Genomic DNA, 15,470 nt, shown 5'->3' on the forward strand with positions numbered 1-15,470 from the left:
GCTGCGGGCGCCGCGCTCAGCGCTGCCCGTCCGTCGGGTCGTAGATCGGCATCGTGCCGACGCCGGGCGACGTGAGCGGCTCGCGGGTGCGCGGCTCGGTGCGCGGCGTGAGGGTGAGCTGGGCGGGGAGGCCGACGCGCAGCTCGGGCAGCCCGAGGGACACCCGCCCGCCGGATGCTGCCGCGGCCGTGCCGTGCGACGGCACCGCGCAGGATTCGGCCTCGGCGCGGTCCCACGCCTCGCCCGCACGCGTGCGGCGGATGCGCAGGGGCGCTCCGTCGGACGAGTCCGCGATCAGGTAGTGCGGTGCGGCCTGCGTCACCCGCACGGTGACCACGTCGCCGGGACGCGGGATGTCCGATCCGGCCGGCACCTCGAAGTGGACCAGCCGACTGTCACGCGCCCGGCCGCTCAGGCGGTGCGTGTCGGCGTCTTTGCGGCCCTCGCCGTTGGCGACGAGCAGCTCGACCTCGCGGCCGATCAGCGCCCGGTTCTCTTCGAGCGAGATGCGCTCCTGCAGGGCGATCAGCCGGTCGTAGCGGTCCTGGACGATCTCCTTCGGCACCTGGTCCGCCATGGTCGCCGCCGGGGTGCCGGGGCGGATCGAGTACTGGAAGGTGAAGGCGGAGGCGAAGCGCGCGGCCTCCACGAGGCGGAGCGTCTCCTGGAAGTCCTCCTCGGTCTCACCGGGGAAGCCGACGATGATGTCGGTGCTGATGGCGGCGTCCGGCAGCTTGGCCCGCACGCGGTCGAGGATGCCGAGGAACTTCTCGGACCGGTACGAGCGGCGCATGGAGCGGAGGATGCGGTCGGAGCCCGACTGCAAGGGCATGTGCAGCTGCGGCATGACGCTGGCGGTCTCCGCCATGGCGTCGATGACGTCGTCGGTGAATGCCGCGGGGTGCGGGCTGGTGAAGCGGATGCGCTCCAGGCCCTCGATCTGGCCGGCCGCGCGGAGCAGCTTGCTGAATGCCTGGCGGTCGCCGAACTCCACGCCGTAGGAGTTGACGTTCTGCCCGAGCAGCGTCACTTCGATGGCCCCGTCGTCGACGAGCGCCTGGATCTCGGCGAGAATGTCGCCGGGGCGGCGGTCCTTCTCTTTGCCGCGCAGGGACGGGACGATGCAGAACGTGCAGGTGTTGTTGCATCCGACGGAGATCGAGACCCACCCCGAGTAGGAGGAGTCGCGCTTGGTCGGCAACGTGGACGGGAACGTCTCGAGCGATTCGAGGATCTCGATCTCGGCGGCGTCGTTGTGCCGGGCGCGCTCGAGAAGGCTGGGCAGCGAGCCCATGTTGTGGGTGCCGAAGACGACGTCGACCCACGGCGCCTTCTCGAGGATGACGTTCTTGTCCTTCTGGGCGAGGCAGCCGCCGACGGCGATCTGCATGCCCTCGTGCCGCCGTTTCACATTCGCGAGGTGACCGAGGTTGCCGTACAGCTTGTTGTCGGCGTTCTCGCGCACGGCGCACGTGTTGATGACCACGATGTCGGCCTCTTCACCGTTCGCGGGGACGTAGCCCGCGGCTTCGAGCGACCCGCTGAGCCGCTCGGAGTCGTGCACGTTCATCTGGCAGCCGAACGTGCGCACCTCGTACGTGCGCGCCCGGCCGTCGGGCCGGACCGCCGCCTCGGAGGGCTCGATGACGCTGCGCTGTTCCAGGATGCTCATGATGGCGACCAGTCTACGTATTCGAGGTCGGACGCGACGACTCGATCGGCGTACGCTCCGCCCGTGTGGCCAGTGGAGCCTACTGGAAGCGGACGCCCGATCCGCCGCGCGACCGGCGCCCCGCGAACGCGGCGTCCATGGCCTGTCGCACCACGTCGGAGGCATAGCCCTTGCGCGCGAGGAACCCGTGCAGCCGTCGCCGCGCCGTCTCGTCGTCATACGAGGAGAGCTGCCCGATGCGCTTGACCGCGAGTTCCGTCGCCCGCTCGAGTTCGTCGTCCTGGTCGATGTCGGCCAGCGCCGCCTCGATGAGCTCGGGATCGATGTGCCGGCGCTTCAGCTCCTGCTCGATCGCCGTCCGGCCCAGCCCCTTGCGGCTGTGCTGCGTGAAGGCGAGCGAGACGGCGAGGGATGCGTCGTCGATCACGCCCATCGCCTCCAGCCGGTCGAGTTCGGGACCGTACACCTCGGGCGCGATCTCGCGCCGGGTGAGTACCTGCTCGAGCTCCCAGCGCGACATGCCGCGCCGCGCGAGCTGCCGGATGGCGAGCCCCGTCGTCTTGCGTGTCTGACGCTCGGTCTCCTCGTCGATCTCCTCGGTCACCGGCGCGGCCGACTGCGGCTCGTCGCCCCACGTGTTGTTCCACCCTCCGGCTCCAGCGCCGCTCGGCTCGTGGGAGCCACGGGAACCGCCGTTCGCCGGCGTCGGAAACACCACCGGCTCGGCGACGACCGGCGAGTCCCCGCGAGCACGGACACTCCTCCGCGACGGGTGGTCATCGCCCGTACGTCGCCGAGAGGAGTCCGCGCCGGCGCTCGGGCGACGCAGCGGGGTGACCGGAGCCAGACGCTCCGTCTCCTCAGCTGCGCCACCCGCGCCGGCCGCCCCCTCGCGGGACGATCCGTGCGCCAGGTCTTCGCCTGTTCCGCCGTCGGGCGACGACGGGAATCTCACGACCACGCGAGGCTCCTCCGGAAGGTGTCGGGCACCGTCAGGCGCCCTTACGGGCCTGCAGCTTGTCTTCGATCGATCCGACGTTCGACGGGGCCTCCGCCACCGCGTTCGGGTCGGCCACGATGCCGAGCTTGATCTTGATCTTCTGCTCGATCTCCGCGGCGATGTCCGGGTTGGCGATCAGGAAGTTGCGCGAGTTCTCCTTGCCCTGACCGAGCTGGTCGCCCTCGTAGGTGTACCAGGCACCCGACTTCTTGACGATCGCGTGCTCGACGCCGAAGTCGAGGAGGCTGCCCTCGCGAGAGATGCCGACGCCGTACAGGATGTCGAACTCGGCCTGCTTGAAGGGCGGGGCCATCTTGTTCTTGACGACCTTGACTCGTGTGCGGTTTCCGACCGCGTCCGTTCCGTCTTTCAGCGTCTCGATCCGACGGATGTCGAGTCGTACCGAGGCGTAGAACTTGAGCGCCTTACCGCCGGCCGTGGTCTCGGGGCTGCCGAAGAACACACCGACCTTCTCGCGCAGCTGGTTGATGAAGATCATCGTGGTGTTCGTCTGGCTCAGCGCACCGGTCAGCTTGCGGAGCGCCTGCGACATGAGGCGGGCCTGCAGACCGACGTGCGAGTCGCCCATCTCGCCCTCGATCTCGGCGCGCGGCACGAGGGCGGCGACCGAGTCGATCACGATGAGGTCGATGGAGCCGGAGCGAACGAGCATGTCGGCGATCTCGAGCGCCTGCTCACCCGTGTCGGGCTGCGAGACCAGCAGGGCGTCGATGTCGACGCCGAGCTTGCGGGCGTACTCGGGGTCGAGCGCGTGCTCCGCGTCGATGAAGGCGGCGATGCCACCCGCCCGCTGAGCGTTGGCGATCGCGTGGAGGGTCAGGGTCGTCTTACCCGACGACTCCGGACCGTAGATCTCGACGATACGGCCGCGCGGGAGGCCGCCGATGCCGAGGGCGACGTCGAGGGCGATCGATCCGGTCGGGACGACCTCGACGGGGGCGCGCTCGTCGCTGCCCAGTCGCATGACGGAGCCCTTGCCGAACTGACGGTCGATCTGCGCGAGGGCTGTCTCCAGGGCCTTCTCGCGGTCTGCGGGTGATGGCATTTGCGGTTCTCCTTCGTGGGCTTCGCTACGGTTCGACTCTAGGAGTGACGTCCGACACTGAAGCGAGGGACGCGCGATCTGTGGACAACCGGTTTTCGACTGCCGTTGTGAAGAAGTGTAGCCAGTTCCGAACATATCTTCGAGAGAGCGGAACCGGCGTGTCGCGGGCCGGGATCAGCGCTTGGGCGCCGGCTTCCCGGCGCCGTACCAGCGCGACGAAGGCACGCCGGTCTCCTTGCACAGCGCGATCCAGACCTCCCGCGGGGAGAGCCCCGCGGCGATGGCCTCATTGGCCGTGCGACCCCCGAGCTCGCTGAGCACGAGGTCGGTCAGCAGCGTCTGACCGTAGGAACTGCCGAACTCGTCGGAGACGGCGCGCTGGAACTCACTGAGCTTCATGGGTCCTTACTTCGAGTGGGGAAAACGAAGGACGCCCCGCGCTGGGCGGGGCGTCCTCGAGTCTGTTCGAAATCAGCGGGCGACCAGATCCGTGTCCATCGCCTGGACGAACTCGTCCGGAACCGTGTCCGGGATCACCGGCTCGAGGCCCTCGAGAACCGCGATGCGATCCCCGACCTCGCGCATGATGACCGAGACCGGTGTCTCCAGCGCGTCTGCGACGGAGGCGAGGATCTCACTCGACGCCTCCTTCTGTCCGCGCTCGACCTCGCTGAGGTATCCGAGTGCGACGCTCGCCTTGCTCGCGACCTGACGGAGCGTACGACCCTTTTGCAGGCGGAAGTCCCTGAGCACGTCGCCGATTTCCTGACGTACAAGAATCATTCGGAGCCTCCCTCTCTATCCCTGCCGACGTATCGATGGGATACGAATGTACCGCATCCCTGAGCTTCACGATATCGAGGGCTACTGGGCTTTTCTTGTGAATGCAGCAGGTGTAACGAGACCGAAACACCGCGTATTCCCGCGGTAATACGGCATCTTCAACCAGCCGTTATGCCGAGCTCGTCCGCGAGTGCCGCGACCGCGTCCCGGACCGTCCGGCGGCGGATCGCGTCGCGGGCCCCCGAGAGCTCGAGCGCCACCGCTCGCGTCCCCGTCGCCGACGAGACGCCGACGAACACGGTCCCGACCGGCCGGCCGCCCTGCGGGTCCGGACCGGCGACGCCCGTCGTCGAGACTCCGAGGTCGGAGGGACGCCCGCCGACGCCGAGCCGGTCGCGCACGCCGGCCGCCAGCTGGCGCGCCACCTCGGGGTGGACGGGGCCCTCCGCGTCGAGCAGGGCGCCGTCGACACCCAGCAGTGTGTGCTTCAGCTCGGTCGCGTAGACCACCGCTCCCCCGAGCACCACCGCGGCCGCACCGGGAACACTGGTGAGCTCTGCCGTCAGCAGGCCGCCGGTCAGCGACTCCGCCACGGCGACGGTCAGCCCCCGGTCGATGAGGGCGCGGACGACGGCGACTGTCGCGGCGTCGACCCCGTCCACGGTGGCCGCTCGTTCCACCGGCGATGCGGTGCCGTCAGGCGACGGCACGCTTCGCCCTCCGGCCCTTCCAGGCCTGCCAGAGGTAGTCGATTCCGGTCCACACCGTGAGGATGACAGCGGCCGTCATGAGGACACCGTTCACCCAGAAGATCCAGTCGCCGAAGACCGTCCACAGCGGCACCAGCGCGAACGAGATGGCGACCGACTGGACGATGGTCTTGATCTTCCCGCCACGGGACGCGGCGATGACGCCCTGACGGATGACGACGAACCGGTAGATCGTGATGCCGACCTCGCGCACCAGGATGACGACGGTCACCCACCACGGCAGCTCGCCGAGTATCGACAGGGCGATGAGGGCGCCGCCGGTCAGCACCTTGTCCGCAATCGGGTCGAGCAGCTTCCCGAGGTCGGTCACCAGCCCGTTGCGCCGCGCGAGCGCGCCGTCGACCCCGTCCGTGGCGATCGCGACGATGAAGAGCACGGCGGCGGCCCACCGCAGCCAGCCGTCCTGTCCGTCGTCCGCCAGCAGCATCCACACGAAGAGGGGCGCGAGCAGGATGCGCACCACCGTGATCGCGTTGGGCAGGTTCCAGTTGCTCACGCGCGGAGAATCCGCCGTCCGCCGCTGCGGGCGGGGGCGTTTCGGGCACCGACATGCGATCTACTCCCTGTCGGTCAGCTGCCAGGCGTCCTCGTCGGAGTCGCCCTCGACCTCAGGATAGCCCGCGGTCATCTCCGCCACAGGATCGACTCCGTAGCGGTCGTGGTCGTCCTCGTAGCCGGAGACGGGGCCCGGCAGCGCACCGGCGCCTGCCCCTGCACCCGCGGCGGCCGCGGGAGCGCCCGACGGAGCACCCGACGGAGCACCCGACGGAGCACCCGACGGAGCAACGGCTGCCTGCGCCGGCAGCTCCTCGCCGCGCAGCCGGCCGAGCACCTGCGGCAGCTGCTCGGCGGTCACCAGCACGTCGCGGGCTTTCGACCCCTCGGACGGGCCGACGATCTCCCGCGACTCGAGCAGGTCCATCAGGCGGCCCGCCTTGGCGAAGCCGACGCGGAGCTTCCGCTGCAGCATCGAGGTGGAGCCGAACTGCGACGACACGACGAGCTCTGCCGCGGCGAGCAGCAGCTCGAGGTCGTCGCCGATGTCGGAGTCGATCTGCTTCTTCTCGGCGCCGGCGGTGACATCCTGCCGGTACTCGGGCCGGGCCTGGCGGGTGACGTGCTCGACGACCTTCTGGATCTCCTGCTCGTTGACCCAGGCGCCCTGCACGCGCAGCGCTTTGGAGGCGCCCATCGGCAGGAAGAGGCCGTCGCCCTGGCCGATCAGCTTGTCGGCGCCGGGCTGGTCGAGGATGACGCGCGAGTCGGTCACGCTGGTGACCGCGAAGGCGAGGCGGGACGGCACGTTCGCCTTGATGAGACCGGTGACGACGTCGACCGAGGGACGCTGCGTCGCGAGCACCAGGTGGATTCCGGAGGCACGGGCGAGCTGGGTGATGCGCACGATCGAGTCCTCGACGTCGCGCGGGGCGACCATCATGAGATCGGCGAGCTCGTCGACCACGACGAGGAGGTACGGGTACGGCTTCAGCTTCCGCTCGCTGCCGGCCGGGAGGACGATCTCGTCGTTGACGACGGCGCGGTTGAAGTCGTCGATGTGGCGGAAGCCGAAGCTGGCCAGGTCGTCGTACCGCATGTCCATCTCCTTCACGACCCACTGCAAGGCTTCCGCGGCCTTCTTCGGGTTCGTGATGATGGGGGTGATCAGGTGCGGGACGCCGCCGTAGATCGTGAGCTCCACGCGCTTCGGGTCGATGAGGACCATCCGCACCTCGGAGGGCTTCGCCCGCATCAGGAGACTCGTGATCATCGAGTTCACGAAGCTCGACTTTCCCGAGCCGGTCGAACCCGCCACCAGGAGGTGCGGCATCTTGGCGAGGTTGGCGACGACATACCCGCCCCCCACGTCTTTGCCGACGCCGATGGTCATCGGGTGGACGCTCTTCGTTGCGGCCGGCGACCGGAGCACGTCGCCGAGGGAGACGATCTCGCGATCGGTGTTCGGGATCTCGACGCCGATGGCGCTCTTGCCCGGGATGGGCGACAGGATGCGGACCTCGTTGCTCGCGACCGCATACGACAGGTTCTTGCTGAGCGCCGTCACGCGCTCGACCTTCACGCCGGGACCGAGCTCGATCTCGTACTGGGTCACTGTCGGACCACGCGAATAGCCGGTCACCTTCGCGTCGACACCGAACTGGGTGAGCACCTCGGTGATGGCGGCGACGATCTCGTCGTTGGCGCCGGACCGGGTCTTCGCCGGGGTGCCCGGCGACAGCATCGACGCGGACGGCAGATGGTACGGCGCGGCGGGCTGCGGAAGCGCGGGAGCCGCCGCCTCCTCGTCGAAGTCGTCGGCGCCGGCCTGGAAGCCGGGCAGCACCGCACCGGCGCCGGGGACGCCCGACGACGGCAATGGCGCGACGGCGGTCGGCGGCTGCTCACCGGTGAAGCGCTGCAGCGCATCCTCGGCATGCGCGAGCTCGCTGAGCACCTCGGTGTTGTAGTGGTCGCTCGAAGGGTCGGGCTCGAGGGGCGTGGCGAACTCGCCTTTGCCCCGCTCGGGGGTGCCGAACACGTCCGTGAGGCCGTCGGCAGCGGCGTCGAACTCCGGGTCCTCCTCGCGCTGCGACTTGTTGCGTCGCCACCAGGGAAGATTCGTCTGGGCCTCGGGCTCGTCGTCGTCGAGGCCGTCGAGCTCCACCTGCTTGGAGGTGTTCTCCTTGGCGGCCGCCTTGGCCTCCTGGCGCTCCTCCTCGGTCGGCAGCTGTGCACCGAAGAGGTAGGCGTACAGCTCCCGGATGCGAGCGGGAAGCTTGTTCGGCGGGGTCTTCGTGATGATGAACAGGCTCAGCACGAGGAGCAGGATGACGACGGCGCCCGCGCCGTACGGTGTGATGACCAGCGACAGCGGGGCGGCGATGAGCCAGCCGAGCACGCCGCCCGCCTGTGCGAGCGCCGTCATCCCGTCGCTGGGCGACGGGTGCGGGCTGAACAGGTGGCACAGCCCGGAGACCATGAGCAGCAGGATGCTGAGGCCGATACCGATGCGGGTGTTGTCGTGGACGGAGCTGGGATGGCGGAAGAGCCAGGCGGCGAACAGCACCATCACGACGGGCAGCGCGAACGCCACCCGGCCGAACAGGCCGCCGAAGGTCCAGGCGTCGAGCGTGCGGGCGACCTGGTCGTTGATGAGGAACCACTCGACGACCGCACCGGCGATCGCCAGCAGGACCAGGAAGAACGGGAAGCCGTCGCGCCGCTCCTCCTTGCTCAGCTTCTCGGGACCGAGGGCGCGGAAGGCGGCGCCGGTCAGGTGGGCGAGCCCCATCCAGGCGCGGATGAGCGGGCTCGGACCGGCGTCGGCCGCCGGGTACGCGACCGTCTTCTGCTGCGCGGTCTTCGACGCCGGCTTGCGCGCGGTCGATCCGCCGCGGCCGGAGTTCCGGGCGCGGGAACTCGACTTGGTGCTCGTGGCCATGGGCTCCACGGTACGTCGTGCACACGTCTCAGCGCGGATACCGCGCCTGCATGTGGAAAATCGGGCCCGTCAGCGGACTGTGCGCACCATCGTGTCGGAGCGCTCCCCCGCGGCCACCGTCACGAACCCCTCGCTGACGTAGAGCCGCTGCGCGAAGTTCTCGCGCTCGACGCTCAGGCTCAGCCGGGCATGACCGCGGGCGGCCGCCTCCCGGGAGAGCTCGCGGAGCAGCGCGCGCCCGACGCCCTGCGCGCGCCACGGCGGGTAGACGCCCAGGGTCAGCTCGGGCACCCCGGGCGCCACGAACCCGTAGCCCGGCCGGTCGGCGGGGAACAGCCGCGCCCAGCAAGCACCGACCGCCACTCCCCGGGCGTCCTCGGCCACACAGCCGAAGTCGCCCGGACGCTGCCAGCCGGCGATGTAGTGCAGGACGGTCGGGTCCTCCATCACCGTGACCCGCGTGCGGGAGCGCACCGGGTTCCAGTTGGCGGCCTCGACCAGCATGTCCGCCAGCACGCGGGCATCCTGGCCGACGGCCGGGCGGATGCGGAACGCGTTCATGCACGAACGCTACGCGCCTCCGTGTTTCCGGCGGGTTACGTCCGGCCGGACGCCCGCAGTGCCCGCTACGCCTCGATGACGAGCGGCACGATCATCGGACGGCGGCGGTAGCTGGTGTTCACCCAGCGGCCGACGGTGCGGCGCACGACCTGCGACAGCGCATGCGAGTCGCGGACGCCGTTGTGCGCGGCCTCCGCGAGGGCGGCCGCGATCTTCGGCTTGACGTCGTCGAACACCGCGTCGTCCTCCGCGAACCCGCGGGCGTGCACCTCGGGACCGGTGACGATGCGGCCGGAGGCCGCCTCGACGACGACGATGATCGAGATGAAGCCCTCTTCGCCGAGGATCCGGCGGTCCTTGAGGTCGGCGTCGGTGATCTCGCCGACGCTGGAGCCGTCCACGTAGACGAAGCCGAGGTCGAGCTGGCCGACCACGCGGGCGACGCCGTCGCGGAGGTCGACGACCGAGCCGTCCTCGGCGACGATCGTGTTCTCCTCCGGCACACCCGTGTCCATCGCAAGCCGCGCGTTGGCGACCAGGTGACGGTACTCGCCGTGCACGGGCATCACGTTGCGCGGCTTCAGGATGTTGTAGCAGTAGAGCAGTTCGCCCGCGGCGGCGTGGCCGGAGACGTGCACCTTGGCGTTGCCCTTGTGCACCACGTTGGCGCCGAGCTTGGTGAGGCCGTCGATGACCCGGTACACCGCGTTCTCGTTGCCCGGGATGAGGCTGGAGGCGAGGATCACGGTGTCGCCGTGGCCCACCTCGATCTGGTGGTCGAGGTTGGCCATCCGGGCCAGGACGGCCATCGGCTCGCCCTGGGAGCCGGTCGACATGTAGACGATCTCGTCGTCGGGGAGGTCGGCCGCCTTCTTGTAGTCGATCAGCACTCCCTCCGGCACCTTGAGGTAGCCGAGCTCGGCGGCGATCGTCATATTGCGGACCATGGACCGGCCGAGGAGCGCCACCCGGCGGCCGTTCGCGGCGGCGGCGTCGAGCACCTGCTGCACGCGGTGCACGTGGCTCGAGAAGCTCGCGACGATTACCCGGCGCGGGGCGCGGGCGATGACCGTGTCGAGCACCGGGCCGATCGAGCGCTCCAGCGGGGTGAATCCGGGGACGTCGGCGTTGGTCGAGTCGGCGAGGAAGAGGTCGACGCCCTTCTCGCCCAGCCGCGCGAACGCGCGGAGGTCGGTGAGCCGGTCGTCGAGCGGCAGCTGGTCCATTTTGAAGTCGCCGGTGTGCAGCACGACGCCGGCCGGCGTGGTGATGGCGACCGCGAGCGCGTCGGGGATGGAGTGGTTGACCGCGACGAACTCGAGCGAGAACGGGCCGAGCTGCTCGACCTGCCCCTCCTTCACCGTGAAGGTGTACGGCTGGATGCGGTGCTCCTTGAGCTTCGCCTCCACCAGCGCGAGGGTCAGACCGGAGCCGATCAGGGGGATGTCGCGCCGCAGCTTCAGCAGGTAGGGCACGGCGCCGATGTGGTCCTCGTGGCCGTGGGTGAGCACGACGCCCACGACGTCGTCGAGCCGGTCGCGCACCGGGGCGAAGTCGGGCAGGATCAGGTCGACCCCGGGCTGGTCCTGCTCGGGGAACAGGACGCCGCAGTCGACGATGAGCAGCTTGCCCTCGTATTCGAACACGGTCATGTTGCGGCCGATCTCGCCGAGACCGCCCGTCGGGATGATGCGGAGCGTTCCTGGCTCGAGCGCGGGCGGCTCGGCGACGGGGTTGGGCATGTGCCCTCCTCTTTCTGTGTTTCTGCGTGTGGGTGCGGGGCTTCGTGCTCCCGCGATGTCTTCAGCCGCCCCAGGCGGCCGTCAGCGAGTGGTCCCGGCGATCTTCGGGAGCGCGCCGCCCGCGGCCGCGTTGCGGTCGGGGCGGAAGTTGGAGAAGTCGACGCCCGGGATGTCTTTCACCAGGTCGAGCTCGTCCTCGATCTGAGCGGCCTCCCACTCCTCCGGGCCAACGAGCGGCAGTCGCACGCGCGGGCTGGAGATGCGGCCGAGGCCGTGGAGGATGTACTTGGCTGCGACCGTGCCCGGCACGTGGGTCATGACCGCGCGCACCAGGGGTTCGAGCTTCTTGTGGGCGGCGGTCGCCGTAGCGAGGTCGCCCGCGTTGACCGCGTCGACGATCTGCCGGTAGGGAGTGGCCGCGATGTTGGCGGTGACGCCGATCAGGCCGCTCGCACCGATCGACAGGTGCGGCAGGACGTTGGCGTCATCACCCGAGAAGTACATCAGGTCGGTCTGGTTCAGAACGCGGCTGACCTCGCTGAAGTCGCCCTTCGCGTCTTTGATGGCCAGGACATTGGGGTGCTTGGCGATGCGCAGGATGGTCTCGTAGCGGATCGGCACGCCGGTGCGGCCCGGGATGTCGTAGAGGATCACCGGCAGGTCGGTCGCGTCGGCGATCATGCGGAAGTGCGTCAGGATGCCCGCCTGCGTCGGCTTGTTGTAGTACGGCGTGACGACCATGACCCCGTCGGCGCCGGCCTTCTCGCTCTGCTGGTAGAGCTGGATGGCGTGCGCGGTCTCGTTGGAGCCGCCGCCGGTGATGATCTTGGCGCGCCCGTCGGCCACCGACTTGCCGACCTCGACCAGCCGCAGCTTCTCGGGGTCGGTCAGGGTCGACGTCTCGCCGGTGGTGCCTGTGACGACGATGCCGTCGGCACCCGCCCGGATGACGTCGTCGATGTGCTTCTCGACCGCGGCCCAGTCCACTTCGCCGTCGGCGGTGAACGGTGTGACCAGGGCGACGAGCACCTGGCCGAACGGGTTCGCGGAGGATGACATGGCACCAGGCTATCGGTTCGCCGTCACAGGGCGACACTTCGGCGATGTCTGTGGAAAGACCGCGTAACAGCCTTCCTGTGGACGCATGCGCCGCGCCGTGCGGGTGGCTGGAGGCCGGCCGGGAATCCGGCATGCACGAGGTGACGGTGTCGGACCCCGTCAGTAGTGTGGGTCGGGCCCGGCCGCGCACGGCGGCCCGGCGTCTCGAGGAGGTCTCCATGGCAGTCACCAGCGAATCCACCACCATCTGGAACGGCGATCTGACGAGCGGATCGGGCACGGTCACCCTCGACTCGTCCCACGCCGCCGAACTGGCCGTCAACTGGAAGGCGCGTTCGCAGGGCGGGGCCGAGGTCACCACCCCCGAGGAGCTGCTCGGAGCCGCGCACGCGGCCTGCTTCTCGATGGCGTTCTCCAACGTGCTGGCGCAGTTCGGTCATGCGCCGGAGAGCCTCCGGACGACCGCGGCCGTCACCTTCGACCCGGCGCAGGGCATCACCGGCAGCCACCTGCGGGTCACCGCGACCGTGCCCGGGCTCTCGGAGGACGACTTCCAGCGGCTGGCCGACGAGGCCAAGAGCACCTGCCCGGTCTCGCGCGCCCTGGTCGGCATCCCGATCACCCTCGACGCGACGCTCTCCTGATCGCCGCCAGGCCATGAAGGTGCTGCTCGCCGGCGCATCCGGCATGATCGGCGGCGAACTGCGCGCACAGCTCGCCGAAGCAGGTCACGAGACGCGGCAGCTCGTCCGCCGCGAGCCGTCCACTCCCGACGAGTTCCGCTGGGATCCGGCCGCCCGGACCGTCGACAGCGCCCTGTTCGACTGGGCGGACGGCGTGATCAACCTGTCGGGCGCCTCGCTGCAGCACCTGCCGTGGACGCGTGCGACCAAGCGCCGCATCCTCTCCTCCCGCCTGCAGGCGACCGGGACCCTCGCAGACGGGATGCGCCGCGCCGACAGCCCGCCCGCCGTCTTCGTCAGCGGCTCTGCGGTCGGCTACTACGGGGACCGACCGGGCCAGGAGCTCACCGAGGCCGCACGAAAAGGCAGGGGTTTCCTGCCCGACGTCGTCGACGCGTGGGAGGCGGCGGCACGGCTGGCGCCCGCGGAGACGCGCGTCGTGCTCGCGCGGACGGGCGTCGTCGTCGGACGGGGCGGAGCGATGAAACCGCTCCTCCCGATCGCGAAGGCGGGGCTGGCCGGTCCGCTCGGGAGCGGCCGTCAGCACTGGCCGTGGGTCAGTCTGCACGACGAGGGTGCGGCCCTGGTGCACCTGCTCGGCTCCGCGCTCGAGGGGCCGGTGAACATCGCCGGGCCGACACCTGCGACGGCGGGCGAGCTCGTCCGGGCGCTGGCCGAAGCGGTGCGGCGTCCGTACTTCGTGCCCGTGCCACGGTTCGCGATCGAACTGGCTCTGCAGGATGCCGGCAGGGAGCTGCTGCTCGCCGACCAGCTGGTCGTGCCCCGCATGCTGCTCGACGACGGCTTCGTCTTCCGCGACGAGACGGTTCAGGATGCGATGGACCGGCTGGTGGAGGTGCGCGCGGCCTAGCGGGCGCTCTTCGCGTCCGCGCGCTCCAGCCGGATGGCCTGACGCAGCGCCCCGCGGGCGCGCCGCCGGTCGCCCGAGGCGTCGTAGGCCAGCCCCAGCCGGAACCAGGCGCGCCAGCTCTCGGGCGCAGCCTCCACCTCCGCCCGGTACTGCGGGAACTGCTCGTCCGCCGCATCCCGCAACGGCCGTCCGCTCGCCCGGGTCGGAAGGTCCTCCACCGGCAGGCCGCCCTCGGCGTCCAGCCGCTTGACCAGCTGTTCGGTGCGCATCCCGAACAACAGCTCACGGCCGATCGCCCACGCGGCAATCACCGGCAGCACGAACAGTGCGATGCCCATCGCGACGCCGACCGGCTCACCGGTCGCGATCAGGAGCGCGGCGCGCTGGGTCACCAGCACCAGGTACACCAGGAGGAGCAGCGCCATCAGCAGCGCGGCGAGGCGGTTCCTCATCGTGTGGGGTCGGTGCCGTCGTCGCCGGCGTCGCGCACGGTCGGGCGCGGGGGCTCCCCGCTCGGCTCGGCGATTCCGAGGTCGACGAGCTTGTCGAGGCCCACCGTCACACCCGTCGCGGTCGCCGCGGCGCGCAGGGCGAGCAGGATGCCGCGCTCGTACGCCTCGCCGCCGGTGGCGTCGTGCCGGATCGTCAGCTGCTCCCCGGCACCGCCGAAGATCACCTGCTGCTGGGCGCCGGCGCCGCGCATCCGGAGACTGTGGATCGGCACGCTGGCCACTTGCTGGCCGCGGGCGCGCTGGTCCGAGTGCGGCGCCTCCACCGGGCCCTTCGCAGCGCGGGCGGCCCCGATGAGCTCGGCCGTGCGCACCGCGGTGCCGGAAGGCGAGTCCACTTTGCCGGCGCCGTGCATCTCCACGATCTCGATCGAGTCGAAGAACCGCGCGGCGACCGTCGCGAATGCCGTACTGAGAGCCGACCCCAGCGAGAAGTTGGGGATGACGACGGCGCCGCGGCCCTCGTGCTGGGCGACGCGGCGCTCCAGGTCGAGGATGCGGTCCGCCGACCAGCCGGAGGTGCCGACCAGGACGTTGAGCCCGTGGTCGACGGCGAAGGCCACGATGCCCGGGCTCACCTGCGGCAGGGTCATGTCGACCAGCACGTCGGCGCCGAGCATGTCGTCGAGGGGTGAGCGGGAGTCGAGCCGGGCCACCAGCTCCAGGTCGTCGGCCTGCTCGATCAGGCGCACCGCCACGCTTCCCAGTTTTCCGGTCGCTCCGGCGACGGCCACGCGAATGCTCACGTCCTCCAGCCTACCGTCGGGGCCGCGCCTTCACGCCGTGACGGGTGGGCGGCGATACCCTGGGTCGATGGTGTCTTTCGCAGACGTCGCCGTCACCGACGCGACCGCCCACCGGATGCTCTCCGACTACTTCGCCGAGCGCGCCGAGACCTTCCCCTCGGTACAGGGCGCGTACCGCACGGCCTTCCCGGACCCGGGTCAGTTCGTCGCGCCGAACGGGGTGTTCCTGCTGGCGTACGACGAGGGCGTCGAGGTCGGCTGCGGCGGTGTCCGCGAGCTGCAGGTTCCGCTCGCGGAGACCGAGGACGCGGCGCCGATCGTCCGCTACGAGATCAAGCACCTGTGGGTCGTCCCCGCTCGCCGCGGCAACGGCTACGGCCGGGCGATCCTCTCCGAGCTGGAGCAGCGGGCGCGCGGATTCGGCGCGACCGAGGTCGTGCTCGACACCAACGCGAGCCTCGAGGCGGCCGGCGGCCTCTACCGCTCGCACGGCTACGAGAGCGTCCAGCCCTACAACGACAACCCGAACGCCACCGACTGGTTCCGCAAGCGGCTCGCGTAGGACCGCG

At 70.2% G+C, this 15,470-nt stretch carries 16 protein-coding genes; 3 read left to right on the top strand and 13 right to left on the bottom strand.

The genetic code is table 11. From position 1 onward, the window contains the following. Nucleotides 1-16: 16 nt before the first annotated feature. From miaB to dapA, 11 genes are all read right to left on the bottom strand, one after another. On the bottom strand, nt 17-1,672 hold the full coding sequence (miaB, locus tag ACR9Y5_RS12175; protein WP_481298192.1) for a tRNA (N6-isopentenyl adenosine(37)-C2)-methylthiotransferase MiaB: 1,656 nt from the start codon (nt 1,670-1,672) through the stop codon (nt 17-19). A 79-nt stretch (nt 1,673-1,751) separates the two neighbouring features. Then, on the bottom strand, nt 1,752-2,633 hold the full coding sequence (locus tag ACR9Y5_RS12180) for a regulatory protein RecX (RefSeq protein ID WP_481298193.1): 882 nt from the start codon (nt 2,631-2,633) through the stop codon (nt 1,752-1,754). A gap of 31 nt (nt 2,634-2,664) precedes the next feature. Next, nucleotides 2,665-3,738 carry a recombinase RecA gene (recA, locus tag ACR9Y5_RS12185; RefSeq protein WP_481298194.1) on the bottom strand — a complete coding sequence of 358 codons (1,074 nt, stop codon included), beginning with the start codon at nt 3,736-3,738 and terminating at the stop codon, nt 2,665-2,667. Between the two features lie 174 nt (nt 3,739-3,912). Continuing rightward, complete coding sequence (locus tag ACR9Y5_RS12190; RefSeq protein ID WP_481298195.1) at nt 3,913-4,137, bottom strand: DUF3046 domain-containing protein; 225 nt, start codon at nt 4,135-4,137, stop codon at nt 3,913-3,915. A gap of 72 nt (nt 4,138-4,209) precedes the next feature. After that, on the bottom strand, nt 4,210-4,521 hold the full coding sequence (locus tag ACR9Y5_RS12195) for a helix-turn-helix domain-containing protein (RefSeq protein ID WP_310129998.1): 312 nt from the start codon (nt 4,519-4,521) through the stop codon (nt 4,210-4,212). Nucleotides 4,522-4,679: 158 nt separating this feature from the next. Further along, entirely contained in the window at nt 4,680-5,183 is a 504-nt protein-coding gene (locus ACR9Y5_RS12200) for a CinA family protein (protein WP_481299568.1), read from the bottom strand. A 34-nt stretch (nt 5,184-5,217) separates the two neighbouring features. Then, nucleotides 5,218-5,787: a CDP-diacylglycerol--glycerol-3-phosphate 3-phosphatidyltransferase gene (gene pgsA / locus ACR9Y5_RS12205; RefSeq protein ID WP_481298196.1), complete on the bottom strand. Its 570-nt coding sequence runs from the start codon at nt 5,785-5,787 to the stop codon at nt 5,218-5,220. 60 nt (nt 5,788-5,847) lie between these two features. After that, nucleotides 5,848-8,730, bottom strand: coding sequence for an FtsK/SpoIIIE family DNA translocase (locus ACR9Y5_RS12210; protein ID WP_481298197.1), 2,883 nt, complete (start codon nt 8,728-8,730; stop codon nt 5,848-5,850). A 69-nt stretch (nt 8,731-8,799) separates the two neighbouring features. Further along, complete coding sequence (locus ACR9Y5_RS12215) at nt 8,800-9,291, bottom strand: GNAT family N-acetyltransferase (protein ID WP_310130005.1); 492 nt, start codon at nt 9,289-9,291, stop codon at nt 8,800-8,802. Nucleotides 9,292-9,356: 65 nt separating this feature from the next. Next, nucleotides 9,357-11,033, bottom strand: a complete 1,677-nt coding sequence (locus tag ACR9Y5_RS12220) for a ribonuclease J (protein ID WP_481298198.1) — start codon at nt 11,031-11,033, stop codon at nt 9,357-9,359. A gap of 81 nt (nt 11,034-11,114) precedes the next feature. After that, a complete protein-coding gene (gene dapA / locus ACR9Y5_RS12225) occupies nt 11,115-12,092 on the bottom strand; it encodes a 4-hydroxy-tetrahydrodipicolinate synthase (RefSeq protein ID WP_481298199.1) in 978 nt (325 codons plus the stop codon). A gap of 218 nt (nt 12,093-12,310) precedes the next feature. Here dapA and ACR9Y5_RS12230 point away from each other — a divergent pair, with 218 nt between their 5' ends. Next, nucleotides 12,311-12,736 (top strand): OsmC family peroxiredoxin, encoded by a 426-nt coding sequence (locus ACR9Y5_RS12230; RefSeq protein WP_481298200.1) that lies wholly within the window; start codon nt 12,311-12,313, stop codon nt 12,734-12,736. A 13-nt stretch (nt 12,737-12,749) separates the two neighbouring features. Further along, nucleotides 12,750-13,646: a TIGR01777 family oxidoreductase gene (locus tag ACR9Y5_RS12235; RefSeq protein ID WP_481298201.1), complete on the top strand. Its 897-nt coding sequence runs from the start codon at nt 12,750-12,752 to the stop codon at nt 13,644-13,646. Here ACR9Y5_RS12235 and ACR9Y5_RS12240 read toward each other — a convergent pair. After that, nucleotides 13,643-14,098: a tetratricopeptide repeat protein gene (locus tag ACR9Y5_RS12240; RefSeq protein WP_481298202.1), complete on the bottom strand. Its 456-nt coding sequence runs from the start codon at nt 14,096-14,098 to the stop codon at nt 13,643-13,645. The genes ACR9Y5_RS12235 and ACR9Y5_RS12240 overlap by 4 nt on opposite strands. After that, on the bottom strand, nt 14,095-14,901 hold the full coding sequence (gene dapB, locus ACR9Y5_RS12245) for a 4-hydroxy-tetrahydrodipicolinate reductase (protein WP_481298203.1): 807 nt from the start codon (nt 14,899-14,901) through the stop codon (nt 14,095-14,097). Before dapB ends, ACR9Y5_RS12240 begins: the two co-directional genes overlap by 4 nt. 67 nt (nt 14,902-14,968) lie before the next feature. On the opposite strand from dapB, the gene ACR9Y5_RS12250 reads away from it, so the two are divergent. After that, entirely contained in the window at nt 14,969-15,463 is a 495-nt protein-coding gene (locus ACR9Y5_RS12250) for a GNAT family N-acetyltransferase (RefSeq protein ID WP_481298204.1), read from the top strand. The last annotated feature ends 7 nt before the right edge of the window (nt 15,464-15,470 follow it).

Source organism: Leifsonia sp. KNZ13-11D (assembly GCF_056754895.1).

Excerpts from the sequence above, each read along its gene's own strand:
- ACR9Y5_RS12235 (WP_481298201.1), top strand. The coding sequence starts at position 12,750 with ATGAAGGTGCTGCTCGCCGGCGCATCCGGCATGATCGGCGGCGAACTG.
- ACR9Y5_RS12190 (WP_481298195.1), bottom strand. The coding sequence starts at position 4,137 with ATGAAGCTCAGTGAGTTCCAGCGCGCCGTCTCCGACGAGTTCGGCAGT.
- ACR9Y5_RS12250 (WP_481298204.1), top strand. The coding sequence starts at position 14,969 with ATGGTGTCTTTCGCAGACGTCGCCGTCACCGACGCGACCGCCCACCGG.
- ACR9Y5_RS12195 (WP_310129998.1), bottom strand. The coding sequence starts at position 4,521 with ATGATTCTTGTACGTCAGGAAATCGGCGACGTGCTCAGGGACTTCCGC.
- miaB (WP_481298192.1), bottom strand. The coding sequence starts at position 1,672 with ATGAGCATCCTGGAACAGCGCAGCGTCATCGAGCCCTCCGAGGCGGCG.
- recA (WP_481298194.1), bottom strand. The coding sequence starts at position 3,738 with ATGCCATCACCCGCAGACCGCGAGAAGGCCCTGGAGACAGCCCTCGCG.
- ACR9Y5_RS12240 (WP_481298202.1), bottom strand. The coding sequence starts at position 14,098 with ATGAGGAACCGCCTCGCCGCGCTGCTGATGGCGCTGCTCCTCCTGGTG.
- dapA (WP_481298199.1), bottom strand. The coding sequence starts at position 12,092 with ATGTCATCCTCCGCGAACCCGTTCGGCCAGGTGCTCGTCGCCCTGGTC.
- ACR9Y5_RS12210 (WP_481298197.1), bottom strand. The coding sequence starts at position 8,730 with ATGGCCACGAGCACCAAGTCGAGTTCCCGCGCCCGGAACTCCGGCCGC.
- ACR9Y5_RS12230 (WP_481298200.1), top strand. The coding sequence starts at position 12,311 with ATGGCAGTCACCAGCGAATCCACCACCATCTGGAACGGCGATCTGACG.
- ACR9Y5_RS12220 (WP_481298198.1), bottom strand. The coding sequence starts at position 11,033 with ATGCCCAACCCCGTCGCCGAGCCGCCCGCGCTCGAGCCAGGAACGCTC.
- ACR9Y5_RS12215 (WP_310130005.1), bottom strand. The coding sequence starts at position 9,291 with ATGAACGCGTTCCGCATCCGCCCGGCCGTCGGCCAGGATGCCCGCGTG.